The organism is Rhodococcus sp. 06-418-5, assembly GCF_002258285.1.
GTDB lineage: Bacteria > Actinomycetota > Actinomycetes > Mycobacteriales > Mycobacteriaceae > Rhodococcoides.
Genome location: NZ_NOYE01000009.1, coordinates 158,706 through 177,938, shown reverse-complemented (window position 1 = coordinate 177,938; position 19,233 = coordinate 158,706). Strand labels below are relative to the sequence as shown.

17 protein-coding genes are annotated in these 19,233 nt (G+C 63.3%); 7 read left to right on the top strand and 10 right to left on the bottom strand.

All coding sequences use genetic code 11. The features are described 5' to 3' along the window. Positions 1-12: 12 nt before the first annotated feature. The 4 genes from CH274_RS04695 to CH274_RS04680 form a co-directional block, all read right to left on the bottom strand. Positions 13-879, bottom strand: a complete 867-nt coding sequence (locus tag CH274_RS04695) for an alpha/beta hydrolase (RefSeq protein WP_179275644.1) — start codon at positions 877-879, stop codon at positions 13-15. 118 nt (positions 880-997) lie between these two features. Beyond that, on the bottom strand, positions 998-1,594 hold the full coding sequence (locus CH274_RS04690) for a TetR/AcrR family transcriptional regulator (protein ID WP_143546529.1): 597 nt from the start codon (positions 1,592-1,594) through the stop codon (positions 998-1,000). Between the two features lie 62 nt (positions 1,595-1,656). Beyond that, positions 1,657-2,112 (bottom strand): nuclear transport factor 2 family protein, encoded by a 456-nt coding sequence (locus CH274_RS04685; RefSeq protein WP_143546528.1) that lies wholly within the window; start codon positions 2,110-2,112, stop codon positions 1,657-1,659. Between the two features lie 554 nt (positions 2,113-2,666). After that, positions 2,667-3,620: an acyl-CoA thioesterase gene (locus CH274_RS04680; RefSeq protein ID WP_094656949.1), complete on the bottom strand. Its 954-nt coding sequence runs from the start codon at positions 3,618-3,620 to the stop codon at positions 2,667-2,669. A 124-nt stretch (positions 3,621-3,744) separates the two neighbouring features. Between CH274_RS04680 and CH274_RS04675 the strand changes: the two genes are divergently transcribed. Further along, positions 3,745-5,907 (top strand): acetate--CoA ligase family protein, encoded by a 2,163-nt coding sequence (locus tag CH274_RS04675; RefSeq protein ID WP_094656912.1) that lies wholly within the window; start codon positions 3,745-3,747, stop codon positions 5,905-5,907. 73 nt (positions 5,908-5,980) lie between these two features. Here CH274_RS04675 and CH274_RS04670 read toward each other — a convergent pair whose 3' ends face one another. From CH274_RS04670 to CH274_RS04660, 3 genes are read right to left on the bottom strand one after another with little or no spacing between them, the layout of a single operon-like run. Then, a complete protein-coding gene (locus CH274_RS04670) occupies positions 5,981-6,859 on the bottom strand; it encodes an amidohydrolase family protein (RefSeq protein ID WP_094656948.1) in 879 nt (292 codons plus the stop codon). A 22-nt stretch (positions 6,860-6,881) separates the two neighbouring features. Next, positions 6,882-7,682, bottom strand: a complete 801-nt coding sequence (locus tag CH274_RS04665; RefSeq protein ID WP_032405668.1) for an SDR family NAD(P)-dependent oxidoreductase — start codon at positions 7,680-7,682, stop codon at positions 6,882-6,884. After that, complete coding sequence (locus tag CH274_RS04660) at positions 7,679-8,182, bottom strand: carboxymuconolactone decarboxylase family protein (protein WP_094656947.1); 504 nt, start codon at positions 8,180-8,182, stop codon at positions 7,679-7,681. The genes CH274_RS04665 and CH274_RS04660 overlap by 4 nt, the downstream gene beginning before the upstream one ends. A gap of 214 nt (positions 8,183-8,396) precedes the next feature. On the opposite strand from CH274_RS04660, the gene CH274_RS04655 reads away from it, so the two are divergent. The 6 genes from CH274_RS04655 (at position 8,397) to CH274_RS04630 (ending at position 14,729) form a co-directional block, all read left to right on the top strand. Continuing rightward, positions 8,397-9,242 (top strand): alpha/beta fold hydrolase, encoded by an 846-nt coding sequence (locus CH274_RS04655; protein ID WP_094656911.1) that lies wholly within the window; start codon positions 8,397-8,399, stop codon positions 9,240-9,242. After that, complete coding sequence (locus tag CH274_RS04650) at positions 9,239-10,219, top strand: tripartite tricarboxylate transporter substrate binding protein (protein WP_094656910.1); 981 nt, start codon at positions 9,239-9,241, stop codon at positions 10,217-10,219. The genes CH274_RS04655 and CH274_RS04650 overlap by 4 nt, the downstream gene beginning before the upstream one ends. Next, a complete protein-coding gene (locus CH274_RS04645; RefSeq protein ID WP_094656909.1) occupies positions 10,216-10,833 on the top strand; it encodes a tripartite tricarboxylate transporter TctB family protein in 618 nt (205 codons plus the stop codon). Before CH274_RS04650 ends, CH274_RS04645 begins: the two co-directional genes overlap by 4 nt. Further along, complete coding sequence (locus tag CH274_RS04640) at positions 10,833-12,362, top strand: tripartite tricarboxylate transporter permease (protein WP_094634502.1); 1,530 nt, start codon at positions 10,833-10,835, stop codon at positions 12,360-12,362. The genes CH274_RS04645 and CH274_RS04640 overlap by 1 nt, the downstream gene beginning before the upstream one ends. Before the next feature lie 3 nt (positions 12,363-12,365). Continuing rightward, a complete protein-coding gene (gene tcuA / locus CH274_RS04635; protein WP_094656908.1) occupies positions 12,366-13,850 on the top strand; it encodes an FAD-dependent tricarballylate dehydrogenase TcuA in 1,485 nt (494 codons plus the stop codon). A 99-nt stretch (positions 13,851-13,949) separates the two neighbouring features. Further along, the gene (locus CH274_RS04630; RefSeq protein WP_094656907.1) at positions 13,950-14,729 is read left to right on the top strand and encodes an IclR family transcriptional regulator domain-containing protein; all 780 of its coding nucleotides are present in this window, start codon (positions 13,950-13,952) and stop codon (positions 14,727-14,729) included. Between the two features lie 73 nt (positions 14,730-14,802). On the opposite strand, the gene CH274_RS04625 is transcribed toward CH274_RS04630, so the two are convergent. From CH274_RS04625 to CH274_RS04615, 3 genes are all read right to left on the bottom strand, one after another. Further along, positions 14,803-16,863 (bottom strand): 3-hydroxyacyl-CoA dehydrogenase NAD-binding domain-containing protein, encoded by a 2,061-nt coding sequence (locus CH274_RS04625; RefSeq protein ID WP_094656906.1) that lies wholly within the window; start codon positions 16,861-16,863, stop codon positions 14,803-14,805. Beyond that, positions 16,860-18,023 carry an acyl-CoA dehydrogenase family protein gene (locus tag CH274_RS04620; RefSeq protein WP_032405660.1) on the bottom strand — a complete coding sequence of 388 codons (1,164 nt, stop codon included), beginning with the start codon at positions 18,021-18,023 and terminating at the stop codon, positions 16,860-16,862. Before CH274_RS04620 ends, CH274_RS04625 begins: the two co-directional genes overlap by 4 nt. Before the next feature lie 67 nt (positions 18,024-18,090). Then, positions 18,091-19,233, bottom strand: coding sequence for an ABC transporter substrate-binding protein (locus tag CH274_RS04615; RefSeq protein WP_094656905.1), 1,143 nt, complete (start codon positions 19,231-19,233; stop codon positions 18,091-18,093).

Genomic DNA, 19,233 nt, shown 5'->3' with positions numbered 1-19,233 from the left:
AGGCGGCGCAAGTCATTCTCCGAGCTTGTCGACCAACCACTCCACCGTCGACTTACAAACTGCGTCAGCGTGATCGGTGAACAGCTCGAAGTGCGATTCGGGGTAGGACACGTACTCGACCGTGTCGACGTCAGCGAACGCTGTGCGCACTCGCGAGGGCGGAGTGATGGTGTCGGATTCGGCGAGTATCGCGAGAACCGGAACGGTGAGTCGGGCTGCCGCCTTGCGCGTCGACCACCGCAACATGGCCGGTAGCGAAGCGACGGTCACCTCGTTGCGGTAGTTCTCCGCTCCGCGCGCCATCTCCTGTGACCATTCGTAGGCTCCGTCCGAGTTCATCGTCGCCACCTCACCCGGCCGTCCCGCCGCCGGAATGGTCAATCCCGGCCTACGGAACAGACGTCGTAGCGCATCCCGAACGATGACCGGTGCGAGCTCGAGATTGCCGGTGGGAGTGAGGCGGATGAACGGGATGATCGCGGCAACCGCCTTCACTCGCGGATCGTCCGCGGCCACAGCAATGGCATGCCCTCCCGACATGCTGGTACCCCACACGGCAATTCGGTCGGAATCGATCCGTGGGTCGCGCGCCAGTACGTCGAGCGCGGCATGGAAGGACCGCAACTGCTGAGGTAGGTCGATGTGCTGGCGTACGTCGCCTCCGCTTGCGCCGAACCCCGGGTAGTCGAATGCGAGCGATGCCACCCCACCTGCGGCCAGGTCTGCGCTGTAGTTCGGTATCAGCATTTCCTTCACTCCGGCGAACCCAGGAGCCGTGAACACCGCCGGGCACCGCATGGCGTTCTCTCCTTCGGGCAAAGTCAACACTGCGGCTACTTCGATACCGTCCACCGTGAAAGTCGTCTGTTCCTCGATCATCGTCCACCCCTCGGCCGTTCGCCCCCGTCCGAATCGACGGAAAACTACGATCGTAGTTTCTGCATACCGTACGGGAACGACATCCAACGCGGTTCGAAATCCGAGCGCGACGTTGTCGTCAGAGACCGAGCAACCTGCGAACTCCCTGCGCGACATCAGCACGCGTCGGTGCCCGGACCCCAGCGGTGACGTGTGCTAACAGCACACCGTCCGCCCAGGCCACAAGCTGAATCGCCGGATCGATGGAGGCCTCCTCGGAACCGACACCGGCTGCGGCACAGAGCAATTCCGCCAATGCGGTGAAGCGACTGCGCGCGGCGGTCAACAACGGTGCCAATTCGTCGGATCGTGAGGACTCGAGAATCAGCGTGTAGCGCGCGACGAGCAGAGTGCGATTGGCCGGCAGCAGCCACGCGTCGACCACATCCGCGAATACTTCGGCAGCGGTGTCCACACTCCACGGCCCTGGCTCACGATCGCCCAGAGCGTCGTACAGGACCACCATTTCCTGCTCCACGAGCGCATCGAGAGCGGCCCGCAGCAGATCGACGCGACGACGAAAGACATTCGAGGTGGAGCCGGGAGGGATACCGAGCGCCTTGTCGAGACGACGGTGAGTCAGTCCGTGCACACCGTCGGTAGCCAGCAGCTCGATCGCCCCACCGGCCAGAAGCCGAGCACGATCGGAGCCGTGGAAACCGCTCACCCGAGTCACGGGCTTCAGTGTATGGAGAACTGTCTCGAAATCGGGCACCGCCACCGTCACGAGGGACGCCCTCAGCTCTGGCCGATTCGCTTCCTTCGAGTGGCTCGAGGTCGTTCGGCGGGATCGATGCGCCCGATGCCGTGCCAATCCCAATAGATTCGATGTCTCGAGATGAGGGGTCCGTCGAGCTCCACGATCTCGACGAGATCGAGTTTGTCGCCGTTCGCCGTCTGACGCGGGTGTTCCCAGACCAGACGGTGCCCGTCGAACGTGTAGATGCCCACGCGGTCCGGCGACGGCGATTCGTTCTCGTCGGATCGCCGACGCGTGGTCTCCTGCAGAAAGCTGTCGAGTGCGATTCGTCCTTCGACTATTCCGGATCGCAGATCGAACAGCACCGGAACCAAGGGGCTTTCGAGAACCGCACCTGCGGCGTACAACTCGGACAGAGCGGGCGCGTCTCGATCCCCGATGCGCTTGTGCCACTCACGGAAGACATAGGAGGCTTGCTCCACGGTTGCGGCCACGTCGAATCCTTCTGTGTTGCAGTATTGTCCGCGACGATTGTTCGCGGGTCGACCGAGGGGAAGCACGCCGTCGGGTGCCGGTGCCGGTCACGTTCGGCAGATGATCATGTTTCGCGAGCTGTCGACGAACGGCGCAGACGCCTGCGACACGAACCGACGAAGAGCCGCCGCTGTGGCGACACACGTGGTTCCCACGACAATGTGCATATCTCGTCCCCGTCGTCGAGCAGTGCAGTTCGACAAGCATTGTGCACCAACAGAAGCCATTCGGCACCTTCCGGTCCGATGGTCCCGAACCGATATCCGAAACCCGCGAAACCACGGTTATCGCGACAATTCCGGTGCCCCCGGGCATGTGCGGCAGCAGATCTGCTGCGCGGCGGCACAGCGTCCACCGAGACCGGCACCCGGAATCAAGCGCAACCACACCGACTGTTCACCCGTAGGTCGACAAAGATTCCGCGGCCGTGAGCCTGTGCAGCGAGCGTCGATCGCTCCTGTACGTCGGGAACGGCATCCAGGATCGATGTGTCAGTAGCGGTCGTGAACCGACATCAGTTCTCCGATTTATGTTCGAGGATCAGGCCTTGTTGCACCACCGAAGCGACCGGACGACCCCTCTCGTCCACGATCGACCCTCGCGCCAAGCCGGATCTGGGGGTGTGAAACGGCGAGTCCTGAAGATAGAGATACCAGTCGCCGGCCCGCACGTCGGCATGGAACCACATCGAGTGATCGATACTCGCCGTGCGCATGGTGTGGGCCCCGGCCAGATCTCCGCGTGCATGTGCGATGGCGGGTAGCAACGATCGATCACTTGCGAACGCCAGGATCGCCCTGTGAACGTTTTGATGGACGCCGTCGACGGCTGCGGTACGAAACCAGAAGCAACGCCGTTCGGAGTCGTCGATGTACCGGATATCGACCGGCCGAGACGCGGTCTCCCAACGCCGTCGCGTCGGAAGCTTGATGCCGTCGGCCGGCAGACCGAGATGACGACGCCGATGCAGCGGCTCGAGCGACTCGGGGTGTGGAACCGCCGGCAGGACATTGGCTTCCGCGTCATTGGGGGCTCCGACTGCCGCTGACGCACAGAACGAGGCCGAGAGCCTGGTGAGGTTGCGAGCGTTCTGAACCACCGTGGTTTCTCGGATGGAGAAAGACCTTCCGTCTCGCACGGCGTCGACGTCGTAGCGCAAGGGGTGTTCATGCGAACCCGAGATGAGGAAGTACGCGTGGAGGGAGTTCACCACGCGTTCGGGATCGTCGACCGTCGCAGCGCTTGCGAGCACTGCCTGCGCAATAAGGTGTCCGCCGAATGTTCGCTGAGTGAACCCCTCGACAGGCCTCCCCACGAAGCTCGAAATTGCGCGATCGAGTCGATCGTCAGGTGCACGACACGGCTCGACGGCAAGCCTGTTCACCAGATCCTCGCGGTTCGTCACGCCCGCGACGGACGTGTTGTCGCCGTCCTCGGTGTCCTCGTGATCACCAATGCTCGATCCCATGTTGATAGACAGTACTCTATAGAGTGTGTAACGTAGATCATGCAGTCCCGGTCGAGTGGTCTGCACCACCATCCGGCGTGCTGTTCGAAGCCACGACCGCCCATTGCTCCCAGGAGTTGAGCCCATGAACGAACATCGCAACGATCCCGACGGCACTCGGTCGTTCGCCCAGAGACTGATCGACCCGAAGTCGATTGCGATCGTGGGGGCATCCAACGATCCGAAGAAGACGACGGCTCGGCCGCAGCAATTTCTGGCGCAGGCCGGCTATACCGGAAACGCCTATTTCATCAACCCCACGAGGGAAACCGTGCAGGGCGAAAAGGCATGGCCCAGCCTGTCTTCCCTGCCCGAGGTTCCCGAGCACGTCTACATCATGACCGGCGCAGAAGCGGCGATCTCTGCTGTCGAAGAGTGCGCTCGACTCGGCGTCACTGCCGCCACAGTTCTCTCGTCGGGATTTGCCGAGGAAGGCCCCGAGGGCGTCGAACGCGAGGACCGTCTGCGAGCGGCCGCAGCCAAGGGCGACGTGCGAGTCATCGGTCCCAGCAGCCTGGGAGTGGTCAATCCGCGCACCGGAGTCATGCTCACGGGTAACGCAGCATTCGGCGAGCCGAACATCCCGTCCGGCGGAATTTTCGTCGCTTCGCAGTCCGGCAGCGTCATCGGATCCCTCGTCAGTCGAGCACGCGGCCGCGGTATCGGATTCGCCGGACTCGTCTCCACCGGTGGTGAAGCAGACTTGTCCCTCGGAGCCCTCTGCGAGTCGATGGTTGCCGATCCCGGCGTCACCTCCTTCGCCCTCTTCATGGAGTCGCTGCGCAATTCGGAAGACCTCGCCTCGTTCGCACAGGCCGCCGCCGCTGCCGGCAAGCCGGTAGCGGTGTACAAGCTCGGTCGCTCGGATGAGGCTGCGGCACTTTCTGTTTCGCACACCGGAGCACTCGCCGGCGAGGACAGTGAGTCCGAGGCATTCTTCCGCGCCTGCGGTTTCGCTCGGGTCTACAACTTCGAGTCTCTCGTCGAAGCACCCGGCCTGCTGCGTCGCGTCCCCGTCTCCCCCACGCCCGTCTCCCCTCGAGTCGGCGTAGTGACGACCACCGGCGGCGGTGCAGCGATAATGGTCGACCAGCTCGCGCTGCGCGGACTCACCATCGCAGGACCGAGCGAGAAACTCGTTGCAACGATGGCAGAGCGCGGAGCCACCATCCCACACAGCCTGATTGCCGATCTGGGCTTGGCAGGCGCGCGCCACGACATTGTCACCAACGCTCTGGACGCGATGCAGGAGAGCGGCGAGTTCGATCTCATCGTGTTCGTCATCGGCTCCTCGGCTCGCCTCAACCCGGAACTCGCGGTGCAGGCCATCTCCGAGCGGGGCAACCATTCGGTGCCCATCGTCGCCTTCGCGCTGCCCGAAGCACCCGACGCCGCAGCACTTCTCAACACCTCCGGCGTCCCTGCCTTCCGCACACCGGAGTCGTGCGCCGACGTCATCGCAGCCACATACGGTCGCGTTCCGGCGTCCATCGGCAACGGAGCTCGGTTCGCCGTCGACGCCACGGCACCGACCGCGGTACTGGACGAGAAGGCATCGGGCGAGCTGCTCGGCTCGCTGGGCGTCGAATTCTGCCCCGCAGTCGCACTGGACGTCGCCTCGCTCGAAGACGATCTGAACCTGCCATTTGCTTACCCGGCCGTCGTGAAAGTGTTGTCGGACAGAGTCCCTCACAAGAGCGATGTCGGCGGGGTCATGCTGAACGTGACCGACGACCAGGGTGTGCGCGACGCTGCTCGATCCATCGTCACCAGCGTCGGCGAGCACCAGCCCGACGTCGTCGTAGACCGTGTTCTCGTACAGCAGATGGCACCTCGCGGCTTGGCCGACGCGTTGGTGGGATATCGCGTCAGCGCCGATGTCGGACCGTTGGTCGTACTGTCCACCGGAGGCGTGCTGGCCGAAATTTTCGCTGACTCCTCGGTTCGCCTCGCACCGGTCGACACGAAGACCGCTCACGAGATGATCGGTGAGGTCAAGGGGCTGTCGGTGGTCACCGGCTACCGGGGACTTCCGGAAGGCGATCTGGATGCTCTCGCAGCCACCATCGTTGCGGTCTCCGAGCTCGCCGTGTCCCACACAGACGTACTGGAGGCCGAGATCAACCCGGTCTCCATCCGTCCCGCTGGTGCAGGCGTCGTCGCACTCGACGCGCTGGTGCGTCGAGCTTCGAGCTCGGACCGAGGCGAGTCGTTGACGGTAGGGTCTGCCGCTGCGGCAGGTCACTGATCGTCACATCGATCGAAAGACGCCGGCCCCGAACCGCTTACGGTTCGGGGCCGGCGTCGTCGTCGGGCAGGGATCAGAAGTCGAACAGCTCCGAAGGGTTGTCGACCAAAAGCTTCTGTTGCCCGGCCGTACTCGGAACAATCGCGGGGATACCGTCCACCAGCACTCCGTCGTCGGGCATGGCTGCGTGCAGATTCGGGTGCGGATAGTCCGTACCCCACACCACACGATCCGGGTTGTGTGCCGCATACCGTGCCGCGAGTTCGTTCGCATCGTCGTACGGTGCACCCTGGGTGCTGACGCGGTAGGTGCTGCTCAGCTTGAGCCACACATTGCCGGTGTCGAGCAACCGCTCGATTGCCCGAATCGCAGCACTGTCGAGCCCCTGAGCCAGGTCGACCCTCCCCAGGTGATCGATGACGACCCGTCCGGGGAGCGAGGAGATGACCTCGTACCTGTCTGCAGCCCCTGTTCCTGAAACGTGAATCTCCAGGTGCCAACCGTACGGGGCGATCTTGTGCGCGTACTGCACTATTTCATCGTCGCTCGGTGGCGGACCCAGGTGCGACATGAACTGCAGACGTACCCCTCTCACGCCTTCTTCGTGCAGCGCTGCGAGCTCCCGATCGGGGGTGTCGAGGCCGATCAGCGCGACGCCCCGATACCGGCCACGACCTGTACGAAGAGCATCGACGAGCACCGCATGATCGCGCCCGTGCGACGCCGACTGGACGATGACCGCACGCTCGAAACCGAGCGCATCGTGCAGCCTTCGGAGACTGCTCAACGGGACGTCCGGTGGTGTGAACGTCCGGTCGGGCGCGAAGGGAAATTGCGCTGCGGGGCCGAACACGTGGCAATGACTGTCGCACGCATTCGGTGGCAACCGGTATACCGGCGCGCTGGGGAACGCGAGCGGACCTTCGATCGTGGGCTCCGATCGTGGAAGCATGTCGTTCTCCTTCGTTGCAGGGTCAGTCACAGCGAGCGGACATGCCGCCGTCGACGACGATCTCGGTACCGGTGATGAACCGTGCCTCGTCGGAAGCAAGGAACAACGCAACATTCGCGGTGTCTCGGCCATCGCCCATGAAACCGATCGGAATCCGTGAGAGCCGTTGTTCGAGAAGCTTGTCCACGTCACCGCCGGAGCGTTGCCCGGCGAGCCGAACCTCGACCATCGGCGTGTGCAGCTGTCCTGGAATCACCGTGTTGGCACGAATGCCCAGCGGCGCGTGCTGTACCGCGACCGACCGGGTGAATGCGATCACTCCGGCCTTCGACGCGGCGTACGCCGCCTGTGCAGCTCCGGTCCAGCGGATACCGGATGTCGACGCGGTGTTGACGATGGCACCCGTGCCGGCCTCCTTCATGTGCGGCAGGACGTGTTTGCACGTGAGAAATGTTGTCGTGAGGTTGAATTCGAGCTGCTTGTTCCACTCTTCTTCGGTCATCTCGACCGGGCCACCGGCGCGCGACCCACCGACGTTGTTGACCAGGACATCGATCCTGCCCGCTTGCTCCACACACGTGGACACGACGGTCTCGACGGCAGCGGTATCGGTCACGTCGCACTGTAGGGGGATGATCGAGCCTTCTGGTCCGTCGAAGCGCGCGACCGTCTCCTCCAGTGCCTCGCGGTTGAGATCCACCGCGAATACCGTCGCCCCTTCCTGCGCGAAACGCACCGCGGATGCGCGCCCGTTGCCCCATCCGGGTCCGACGCTTCCGGCCCCTGTCACCAGAGCGACCTTGCCTGCCAATCGACCCGTCATACCGTCACTTCACTTTCCGATGATTCGAGGGTGTCGGCCGGCGCGGTCTGGCCGACCTGTAGTGCTACGAGAAAACGAGACACCATGTTGTACGCCGCGATGGTGCCGGTCAGCTCGACCAGTTGTTGGGTGCCCAATCGATCGTGGACTGCCGCGCTGAGCTCGTCGGACACGGTGACCGAGCGCGTCATCGCGTCCGCATAGGCGAGGACGAGCAGATGATCGTCGTTCAGCGGGGCAACGTCGGCGTCGAGTCTCAGGGCGGCAACCTGCTCGTCCGTCAGCCCCTCGGCGCGTGCGAGCGGGGCGTGCGCACGCCACTCGTAGTCGGCACCGTTCAGCGCAGCGATGCGGCAGATGGCGAGTTCTCGGAGCACACCGGGCAGCGCCATGCTGGACCTGACCGCACCGAGCAACGTGTTCCATCCGTCGGCGAACGGTTCGCTGTGCAGCAAGGCCTCGTCGAGCGGGGTCAGGTGGCCGCCTCTACGGGCCTTCACTCGGTCTGCGACTTCGCCGTTACTAGCGGCGGGATGCACTCTTGCCAATGGTCCGATCCTCTCATTGTGGTGTGCACAACACCGATTGTTGACAGTGATGTGGAACACGAATAACGTACCACCTACGTACTGTTGTACGTCAGTAGGACATCAGAAGCAATCTTGCGGCTACTCGGACCACGGATGACTCAGACTCTCGACAGAACGGACCGTCGTGCACACCACTGCCAGCGATGCCAACACACATACCGCCCGCGAACACTGCGTGGCCGGTCACGGTGATGTCCGGATCGGCTACGTCCGAGAGGGCGACGGTCCAACTATTGTGATTCTCCCTTCCCTGGCGCGGGGATCGGCGGACTACGACGACGTTGCCCCACTACTGGCAGCGCGCGGTTTCCGTGTGATCCGCCCCGACCCCCGCGGCATCGGCGAAAGCACAGGACCGATGAACGGCCTGAACCTGCACCACTTCGCCGCCGACGTCGCCGCGGTCCTCGATCACGAACAGTGCACCGGCACAGTCGTCGTCGGCCACGCATGGGGCAGCCAGCCCGCCAGAATGCTGGCAATGGACCGGCCCGATCTCGTCAGCGGCCTCGTCATGGCCGCGGCCTCGGCCGGAAAGATGCCTCCAGGATCGAACGAAAAACCGTACTCGAGGCTTCGGGACGCCATCGACGGGGCCGGTAATCTGGACCTGCCCGATGAGGTACGCATGGAGTGCCTGCGACAGGCATTCTTTGCGCCGGGCCATGATCCGAGTTCGTGGATGACCGGGTGGTCGACCAGCACACATCACGCTCAGAGCCACGCGCGCAACATCACGCCGATCGACGAATACTTCGCAGGTGGAACGGTGCCGATACTCGACCTGCAAGCCGAACACGATGCGGTCGTCATCCCGAACATCTTCAAGCCCATGTTGGGCGAGCGGGTCACGGAGTCCGTCATCGCCGACGCTGCACACGCTCTTGCACCCGAGCAGCCCGAGGCGTTCGCCGAGGCCATCGCATCGTTCGCGCATTCCGTTCTCGAGTCGGAAAGCCGCACTCAGTGAAGCGGCCGCTGACCACCGCGCTGTTCGTCCTCGCGGTCGTGATCGTCACCGTGACCGCATTCGTCAACGCCAGTTCGTCCGGTGCGGCCGCCACCGCCCGGGGAAAACTCACGTTGATCGCGCCGGCCGCACCCGGAGGCAACTGGGACGGGTTCGCCCGTGAAAGTCAGCGCGCCATGCGCGCTCAGGGCATCGTCAACAACCCGCAGGTCATCAACATCCCGGGCGCGGGCGGCACGATCGGGCTGAGCCAGTTCGTCCAGACCCCCGGCCGTGAGGACGCGTTGATGGCCACCGGCGGAGTCCTGGTCGGCGCCATCGAAATGGCCGACAATCCGGAGTCGTTCGACGACGTGGTGCCTATCGCACGAATGGCCGATTACTATGCGGTCCTGGTCGTTCCCGGCGATTCGCCCTACCTCACCCTCGACCAATTCCTCGCCGATTGGCGCGCGAATCCGGGCGGCACCTCGATCAGTGGTGGATCGCTCGGATCGATCGACCATCTACTCAGTGGACTCCTGGCCCAAGCCAACGGAATCGACCCCGCCGCCGTCAACTACATCGCATACTCCGGCGGTGGGGAAGCCCTGTCCGCGTTGCTTTCTCACGTCACAACAGCTGGGATCTCAGGATACAACGAGGTGAGCGACCAGATAGCCGCCGGCTCACTGCGGGCTCTCGCCATCTCCGCACCGGAGCGGGTGGACGAGGTGGACATTCCTACCTTCACAGAGCAAGGAACCGACGTCGCGATGTCGAACTGGCTCGGATTCGTTGCAGCACCGGGAATCTCGGAGGCCACCAAGAACGAGTTCGTGGACATCATCGGAGAAATGCGCGAGACACCGGAATGGAAAGCCACGATGGATCGCAACAACTGGACCGACACCTTTTCTACCGGAACCGAGTTCGAGGACTTCATCGAACTCGAAGTGGCGCGAGCCAAGGACATCATCGAGGAACTCGGACAATGAGCACAGACTCTCTACCGACGCGGCGCGCTGAAAATCCGCGCCCCCACTCGTTCTGGACCGGGCGCAGCGAGCTCGCTGTCGTCGCACTGCTGTACGCCATCGCAGTGTTTCTCACCGTCGGCACTGTCACGATGAAGGTCATGGGGTCGTCGGTTCCCGGCCCCCAATTCTTCCCCATCATCGTCTGCATCCTGCTCTATGGGAGCGCAACGGCATTGGCGATCAACATCATTCGCCATCCCAAGGTTTCGGACACCGCAGCGCATCCCGGACACGGCGACTTCTCCCCCGACATGTTGCGCGACCTCGGAGATCTCTCCGACAACAGCGATCCACTCCCAGGTCCTGCAGCACCGACATGGGCGACGCATTCGGATTGGAAGACCGTCGGGCAAGTCGTGGGTGCCCTGGTGGGGTTCGTACTTCTGCTCGAGATTCTGGGCTGGATACTCTGCGCCGCTGCGCTGTTCTGGGTCGTGGCACGTGCGCTCGGTAGCAGAAGGCCGCTGTTGGACATTGGTCTGGCCTTACTGATGTCGTCGTTCATCCAATTGGCCTTCAATGCAGGTCTCGGACTGCCATTGCCGTCCGGTTTCGTAGGAGGGCTGTTCTGATGGATCAACTCCCCCTGTTGATGGACGGCTTCGCAGCCGCCCTCACCCCGATGAATCTGCTGTGGGTTCTCATCGGCGCGATTCTCGGCACCGCGGTCGGAGTGCTGCCCGGTCTCGGTTCTTCGATGGCCGTGGCATTGCTGCTGCCGGTGACGTTCTCCCTCGAGCCCACCGCCGCATTCATCATGTTCGCCGGCATCTATTTCGGCGGCCTCTTCGGCGACTCGACCTCCGGGATCCTGCTCAATACCCCCGGCAACTCGTCGGCGATCGCGTCGACCTTCGAGGGCCACCGTATGGCCAAGAGCGGTCAAGCCGCCAAGGCACTGGCAACTGCGGCCGTCGGAGCATTCATCGGTGGCATCATCGCAACGACGTTGGTCGTGTTCTTTGCCCCTACCCTCGTTCGACTCGCCACCGTCTTCGGCCCCGCCGAGTACTTCGCGCTCGCCGTCTTCGCCTTTCTGGCGATCTCGGCCGTGGTGTCGGAATCCGTCGTGCGCGGTCTGGCGGCCCTCGGTATCGGACTGGCACTGGCGTTGGTCGGAGTCGACGGACCGAGTGGTACCGCGCGCTATGCGCTCGGCATGCCAGAACTGTTCGACGGCATCTCCATCGTCGTGATCGCAGTCGGCCTGCTCGCACTGGGTGAGGTGCTCTTCGTCGCCTCACGCATCCACCGAGACCCGGTAGTCACTGCGGTGAAAGCCGGCGGAAAAACGCGTCTGAATCTGGCCGACTTCCGCCGGGCCCTTCCCGCATTCCTGCGAGGCACGACCTTCGGAGCGCCGTTCGGGCTCATCCCGGCCGGTGGATCCGAAGTGCCGACCTTCATGGCGTACGGCACCGAGAAGTACTTGGCCAAGAAGAACGGCGACGACACCTTCGGCACCAGCGGTTCCATTCGGGGCCTGGCTGCACCCGAGGCTGCCGCCAACTCCACGGCCGGTACAGCAATGGGCGCGCTGCTCGCTCTGGGGCTGCCGACCTCGGCAACCGCGGCGATCATGCTGGCTGCATTCCAGCAGTACGGGATGCAGCCGGGGCCTCTGTTGTTCGAGCGCAGCGGTGACTTGGTCTGGACTTTGTTGGCGTCTCTGTTCATCGGTCTGGTGATCCTGCTGACGATCAACCTTCCGTTCGCTCCGGTATGGGCCAAATTGCTGTCCATTCCACGCCACTACCTCTACGCCAGCATCAGCGTCTTTTGCGTGCTCGGTGTCTACGCCATCAGTTCGTCCAGCATCGATCTGTGGCTCCTCGTCGCCATCGGACTCGTCGGATTCATGATGCGCCGCTACAACATTCCACTTGCCCCAGTCCTCATCGCCGTCATTCTGGGCCCCCTGGCAGAAGTCGAACTACGCCGCGCTCTCGCGGTATCGGAAGGCAGCCTCGGAATCCTGGTCGGCAGTCCGATCACCATCACCCTCTACCTGGTGCTCGCGGCCGCGCTCACCGTCAGCGCAGTACAGCACCTGCGTCATCGAGCCTCGAACCGTCAGCTCGAAACCTCGGACAGGACATAGTCGATGACACTCAACGATGCACAGGACCATACGACCGATGTGGTCGTAGTCGGCGGCGGCAACGCAGGATTCACTGCCGCCCACGCGGCCGCGGCGCGAGGACGGCGCGTGATCTTGCTCGAAAAAGGAAACGAGAGCGAATCGGGTGGCAACAGCTATTACACAGCCGGTGCCACCCGTATCGCACATCGCGGGCTGGCCGATATCGCCGATCTGATCGATCAGGACCAGCGGCATACCGTCACCGAAGTGCCCCCGTATTCAGCGGACGAGTACGCCGCGGATCTGGCGAAAGTCACTGATGGGCGCAATGATCCGGACTTGACCGAAGTCCTCGTACACGAGAGTTTGGATTGTGTGCGGTGGTTGCATCAGCGCGGTCTGCGCTATCGCCTGATGTACGAGCGTCAGGCCTATAAGCTTCCCGATGGGACGTATCAGTTCTGGGGCGGGCTGCACATCGGGAACACCGGTGGTGGTCAGGGCCTGATTGCCGATCACACCCGCGTCGCGCTGGCCGAGGGCGTCGATATCCGCTACGGCCACTCCGTCACCGACCTGATCTACGACAACGACCGCGTCACCGGAGTGCGCTTTCGTAGATCCGACGGCAGCGCCGGAACGGTGTTGGCCGAGTCGACTGTGCTGGCCGCAGGCGGTTTCGAAGCCGACGCCGAGATGCGCGAACAGCATCTGGGGGCAGGGTGGTCCCACGCCAAGGTACGAGGCACACCACTCAATACCGGCGAGGTTCTCGCGGCCGCCCTCTCGATCGGTGCAGGTAAGGGCGGAGACTGGACGACCTGCCACAGCACGGCATGGGATGCGTTGGCGGAGAACAACGAAAGCAATCGCGAACTGACCAACCGGTTGACTCGGCAGTCCTATCCACTCGGAATCGTCGTCAACAATCGAGGGGACAGATTCCTCGACGAAGGAGCCGATTTCCGCAACTACACCTACGCGAAGTACGGGAAGGAGATTCTCGCTCAACCTGACTTCATCGCGTACCAGATCTTCGACAGCGCTCTGCGTCCGATGCTCAGAACCGAGGAATACGACATGCCGGGAGTCTCGGAAACGGTGGCCGACTCGGTCGGCGAACTGGCCCGCATTCTCGGCATCGGCGCTCGAGGGTTGGAGACGACCATCGACGAATTCAACGCGTCGATCGACCGATCGATCACGTTCGATCCCACAGTGAAGGACGGCCGCGCCGCACGAGTGCAGCCACCGAAGAGCAACTGGGCCGCACCGATCGAAACCCCGCCGTTCTACGCATATCCCGTCACCTGCGGAATCACCTTCACCTTCGGTGGTCTGGCCGCCGACACCCACGGCCGCGTCCGTCGAGACGACGGTTCGACCATCGCCGGTCTGCTGGTCTGCGGAGAGATGCTCGGTGGGCTGTTCAGCGGAAACTATCCTGGCGGTTCCGGGCTCGCTGCGGGTGCCGTCTTCGGCCGCCGAGCGGGCAACATCGCCTGAATCGACACTCGGCTGCCTGAACAGCAGCCGAGTGCTGGCTACGATGGGCGACAGTGAGGGTCGGTCACGACCATCCGATCGACAGGAGCGCACAGAGGAATGCCGAGAGACGATCCCGACTACATCGAGTCGGTCAGCAAGGCGTTCCAAGTGATCGAAGCGTTCAGCGCGTCGCACCCGACGCTGACCATTTCGGAGGCTGCCGCACTCACGGGGTTGACCAGACCTACCGTTCGGCGTCTTCTGCTGACGCTGTGCAGGCTGGGCTTTGCCTCGCAGCCGGACGGCAAAAGGTTCGCGCTCACCCCGCAGATGATGCGACTCGGTTACGCCTACCTTTCGTCCACCCCGATCTGGGACCATGCGCTGCCGTATCTCAGGGACCTTGCCGATGCAGTGCGCGAGTCGGTTTCACTTGCTGTGCTCGATTCACCCGACATCGTCTACGTCGCTCGTGTCCCTGCCGCACGGTCGATGACGATCACACTGACTGTGGGCGCACGACTTCCGGCTTATCCGACCTCGCTGGGTAGGGCACTGCTCTCAGGACTGTCGGCGGCAGAACTCGACGCCTACCTCGACAAGACCGAATTGCTCCGGCTCACCCCGACGACCATCACCGACCCTGACGATCTTCGCAGCGAACTCGCGCGGGTACGAGATCAGGGCTACGCGATCATCGACGGTGAACGCGAAGAAGGTGTGCGCTCTGCCGCGGTGCCGATCAAGAACCGGCAGGGTCGTACCATCATGGCCCTGAACGTGTCGGCGAACTCCGCGCGGATGTCCGTCGAGACCCTCCGCGACGACGTGGTACCCCAACTCTTGCGCACTGCCGAAACAATTTCGGCGAATGGACGTTTCGTCGAGCACGGGTGAGGCCGGTCGATAGTCCGTACGACAACAGCCACCTCGACCGCGATCGAGGTGGCTGTGATCGTGCATCGCTCGGCTACGTACGCAGAACGGTTGGGTCACCGACAGTGAACCCTGGTCCGACCACCGCGGCAAGACGCTCGAGCCGTTCCGAGAGCTGTGCAGGATCCTGGTTCGACACCCACGGCCCGAGGCCGCCGACATGCGAGGGAAAACCATAGGCGAGTGTCAGCATCAGGTCGATATCGCCGGAACGATCGGCAATTCCGTCCTGCAGCAACAGTGCAGCCTCGTTGACCATCGACAGAAGCACACGGTCGACGATGGCGTCGTCGGTGAACGCACTCCGTTCGATGCCCTTGCCCGACGAGGATCGATCGATCAGCTCGTGGACGGCAGGGTCGGAGATCGGGGTTCGAGAACCGTCGACGTACCGATACCAACCCGCGCCGGTCTTCTGGCCGAATCGGCCCTGTTCGCACAGAGCGTCCGCGACGTCCGGATAGCGTTCGGCAGGATTGCGATCGGCTTTTTTCGCCTGCCGCATCCGCCAGGCGATGTCGAGTCCAGACATGTCCGAGACCGCGAACGGGCCCATCGCGAAACCGAACTGGACCAACGCTCGGTCGACCTGCTCCGGGTAGGCACCCTCTTCCAGCATCAGCTCGCATTGGCGACGATAGGCGTTGTAGATCCGGTTCCCGATGAACCCGTCGCACACGCCCGCAACGATCGGCAGCTTCTTCAACACGGTCGCCGCTGTCAACGCTCGGTCCAATGCCTCACGTGACGTCTCGCGCCCTCGCACCACTTCGAGGACCGCCGCGCGATGCGCAGGGCTGAAGAAGTGCATACCCACTACCCGACCGGGACGATCGACCGCCGTCGCGAGCTCGTCGATATCCAGATACGACGTGTTTGTCGCCAGAGTGACGTGCGGACGAACCACATGTTGAAGTCGTTGCAGCAGTTCCTTCTTGACCGCCATGTCCTCGAAGACAGCCTCGATGACAAGGTCGCATTCGTCCAAGGACTCGACCGAACGACCGGGGCTCAGGAGCATCATGCGCTCGTCGACATCGTGCGTGCTCAGCCGCCCCTGTGCGACCGACCGCTCGTACGTCGAACGCAACTTCTCGATTGCCCGCACCGCCATGTCGGGATCCCTGTCCACGAGGACCACGGACTTCCCCGCCTCGACGAAGGCGCGGGCGATGCCGGCTCCCATCGTTCCCGCGCCGACGACACCCACCGAGTCGACTTCCCTCGGCGACGTCGGCTTGTTCGCCTTCGTCGTTTCACGTCGAGCGAAGAACAGGTGACGCAAAGCCGCCGCTTCAGGACCGTTGCGCAGTCTGGTGAATTCGGCTCGCTCGAAGGCGATCGCGGACGGCGCAGACAGCGCCACGCCGTTCAGAATCGCTGTCACCGCCGCCGCGTACTGCGGTCGTCCGCGTCCCCGCGTCAGCACTGCGTGTGCCGTCTGCTCGAACTCACCCGGCTCATCGACCGATACGACCGGAAGGTCCATCAGAACACGCTTGCCCGAGCAATTCCTAGCGAAAGAGACTGCAGCAGAGCGCAGATCACCGTCGGCAAGGCTGTCGACGAGACCGTTGTCAGCTGCCCATCGCACCGGCATGGACTTGCCGGAGGTGATCAGATCCAGCGTTCGTGAGGGTCCGATGATGCGCAACGGTCGCTGCGTGCCGCCGGCACCCGGGATCATTCCGAGGCCGATTTCCGGCAATCCCACGACGGTCCCGGGCGCAGCGATTCGGTAGTCACATCCGAGCGCCAGCTCGAAGCCACCGCCCAGCGTCGAGCCGGAGATAGCCGCGACAACGGGCTTGGCAGAGGCCTCGATTGCCGCGATGACGGTAGGCAGTGTCGGCTCGGGGACGGGTCCGTCGAACTCTCGCAGATCCGAACCGGACACGAAATGTTTGCCCGCTCCGAGGAGAACGATCGCATCGATCGCACTGTCTGCATTCGCGGCACCGAGCCCGTCCAACAGACCTCGCCGAACCGCTGCGCTACTCGCATTGACCGGAGGATTGTCGATCGTCAGAACCGCAACCCTGTCCTCGACCTCGTAGGAAACCACGCCTCGCACCGCGACTGGTGTCGAGGTCATCGGGCGTCTTCCTGCCTCGGTGCGCGCTGGCTGAACTTCCGGTCGAACACTTCTTCGGCGATGCGGTTCTTCAACATCTCGATGGATCCGCCCGCGATCATCCAGCCACGGGTACGACGCATGCAGTATTCGACCAGGGACTCGGAGCTGTAGCCCAGGGCCCCCATGGCCTGCATTGCTTCGTTGGCGGCGAGGAAACCTGCTTCATTGGCGGCGAGCTTGGCCACCGAGGTCTCGTACGCGGACGGCAGGCCGGCCGCGGCATTACGGACGGCACGCTCGAGCAGCAGTTCGGCGCCATCGAGGGCAACCGCTACCTCGGCGAACTTCCACTGCAGGCCCTGAAATTCGTTGAGGGTACGGCCGAACTGGGTCCGCTCACTCACGTGTGCACGCGCGGTATCGAAGGCCAGTCGTCCCAAAGCCAATGCGCGCGAGGCGTTTCCGATGCGCTCGACGTTGAACCCGCTCATCTGCTTCTTGAACCCACCCGGTCCGAGCAGGATGTTCTCGCGCGGGACCCACACGTTGTCGAAGTAGAGCTGGCACCACTGCTCGCCGCTCATGTAGTTCGACGGCTTCCCGAACGAGAGCCCTTCGGCACCGCGCTCGACGAGAACGGAGCCGATGTTGCGGGTGCCGGGGCCGAAGCGGACGTAGATCAGAAACAACGTGGCGTCGACGCTGTGCGTGCCCCAGATCTTGGTGCCGTTGAGCCGATACCCGTCACCGTCCTCGGTCACCGAGGTCTCCAGCTCGGTCGCAGCCGAACCTGCCCCGGGCTCGCTCATGCCGAGGCTGATCAGGGCGTTGCCCGACAACAGGTCCGGCAGGTACTTGTGCTTCTGCTCCTCGGTACCGAACTCAGCGAAGGTACGGATCGCGCCGAAGTTACCGGCCTGCAAAATGTCTGCGCTCTTGGGGCACGAACGAGCAACTTCCTGGATGACGGCCACCGCGTCAGCCAACGATGCTCCCTGGCCCCCGTCCTTCTCGGCGATGGTCAGGCCCAGAAGATCTTGCGCGCCCAGCAGGCGAGCGATGTCCCACGAGTACGCGGGGTCATGGGCCCGTTCGAGGGCTCCGTCGGCGAGGTGCCGTTTCGCGAAGGCGCGAACCGAATCCACCAGTGCATCACGGTCGGTCATCACTGCGGTCATGATTGTCCTTCTCTCGATATTCTATAGATTCATGAAGTCTGCGAGATCGCTCTCGATTCGGGCCGGATCAGCCCATGTAACCGAACGCCTGCTTCCAGATCTCTTCGTCTCGCGCTGCGAACTCGTCGTATTCCTCTTCGGTGAAGAGATGGAACTGCGGCGAATTTGCCTGCGGCAGCTGGTACTTGTCGCCCGCTTTGATCGGGTCCATGTCGGTACGCGCCGGGACGAACCCCTGCGCCGCTGCGAATCCTTGTCCGGACTTGGACATCGTCCAATTCATGAACACCTGAGCAGCGGGATTGGCGAGACCGTTCGCGGTCATGCCCATCAAGTTTTCCGACGCCGACACGCCCTTGTCGGGAATCACCAATTCGAGAGGCGCACCTGCGAGTTCGGCCGCGAAAGCGTTGTTGAAGCTCAGCGATGCGATGGATATCTCACCACGAGCAAGCGCATCGACCTCGGTGGACGTCGAATCGAAGATGCGTGGATTCTGCTCGCCCTGCTTCTTCAAGAAGTCCTCGCCGAGTGTGGAGATCTGGAAGTTGGCCAGCGCATTCAGCGTTCCGCCGGTGGTCACCGCGACGACACCGAGCTTTCCCTTGTACTTCGGGTCGGTCAGATCCTCCCACTGGGTGGGCTGATCCTCTTCGATGATCGCGTCGTTGTATCCCATTGCGTTCACGAAGTAGTAGCAGTTGAGATAGGTGTCGCGTAAACCGGTGTTCTGCTGACGAAGCAGATCGTCGAAAGGCGTTGCATACGGCACGAATACACCCTGCTCAGAGAATTGCTTCGCCACGCGCGGATCGGTGACTCGCGCGATGTCGGCACCGAGTTTGCCTGCGCCCTGCTCGGACAGAACACGTTCGGCGAGCTTGTTCGTCGGCAGGCGCGTCAGCTCGATATCGAGGCCCGTCTCCTGCTTGAATCGGGCTGCAGTGAGGTCTTCGGCTTCTTTTCCGGTGCCGGAGTAGAGCTTGACAACTCCCCCCTGCGCCGCATCCCAGAGGGCCTTGTCCGCGACGAGTTCTCCGTCGATCACGAGACCGTTACTGGTGTCGACCTCCGATGCCCGATACAGCTCGCGAGCTTGCTCGTCTTTGCCGCCGCCTTCCTGGCCGCACGCTGTCAGCGTCACGACGAGTGCGGTCGCTGCCACGAGGGCTCCGGCCAGCCGTGGGAGACGTCCCTTTCGAGTAGTCAT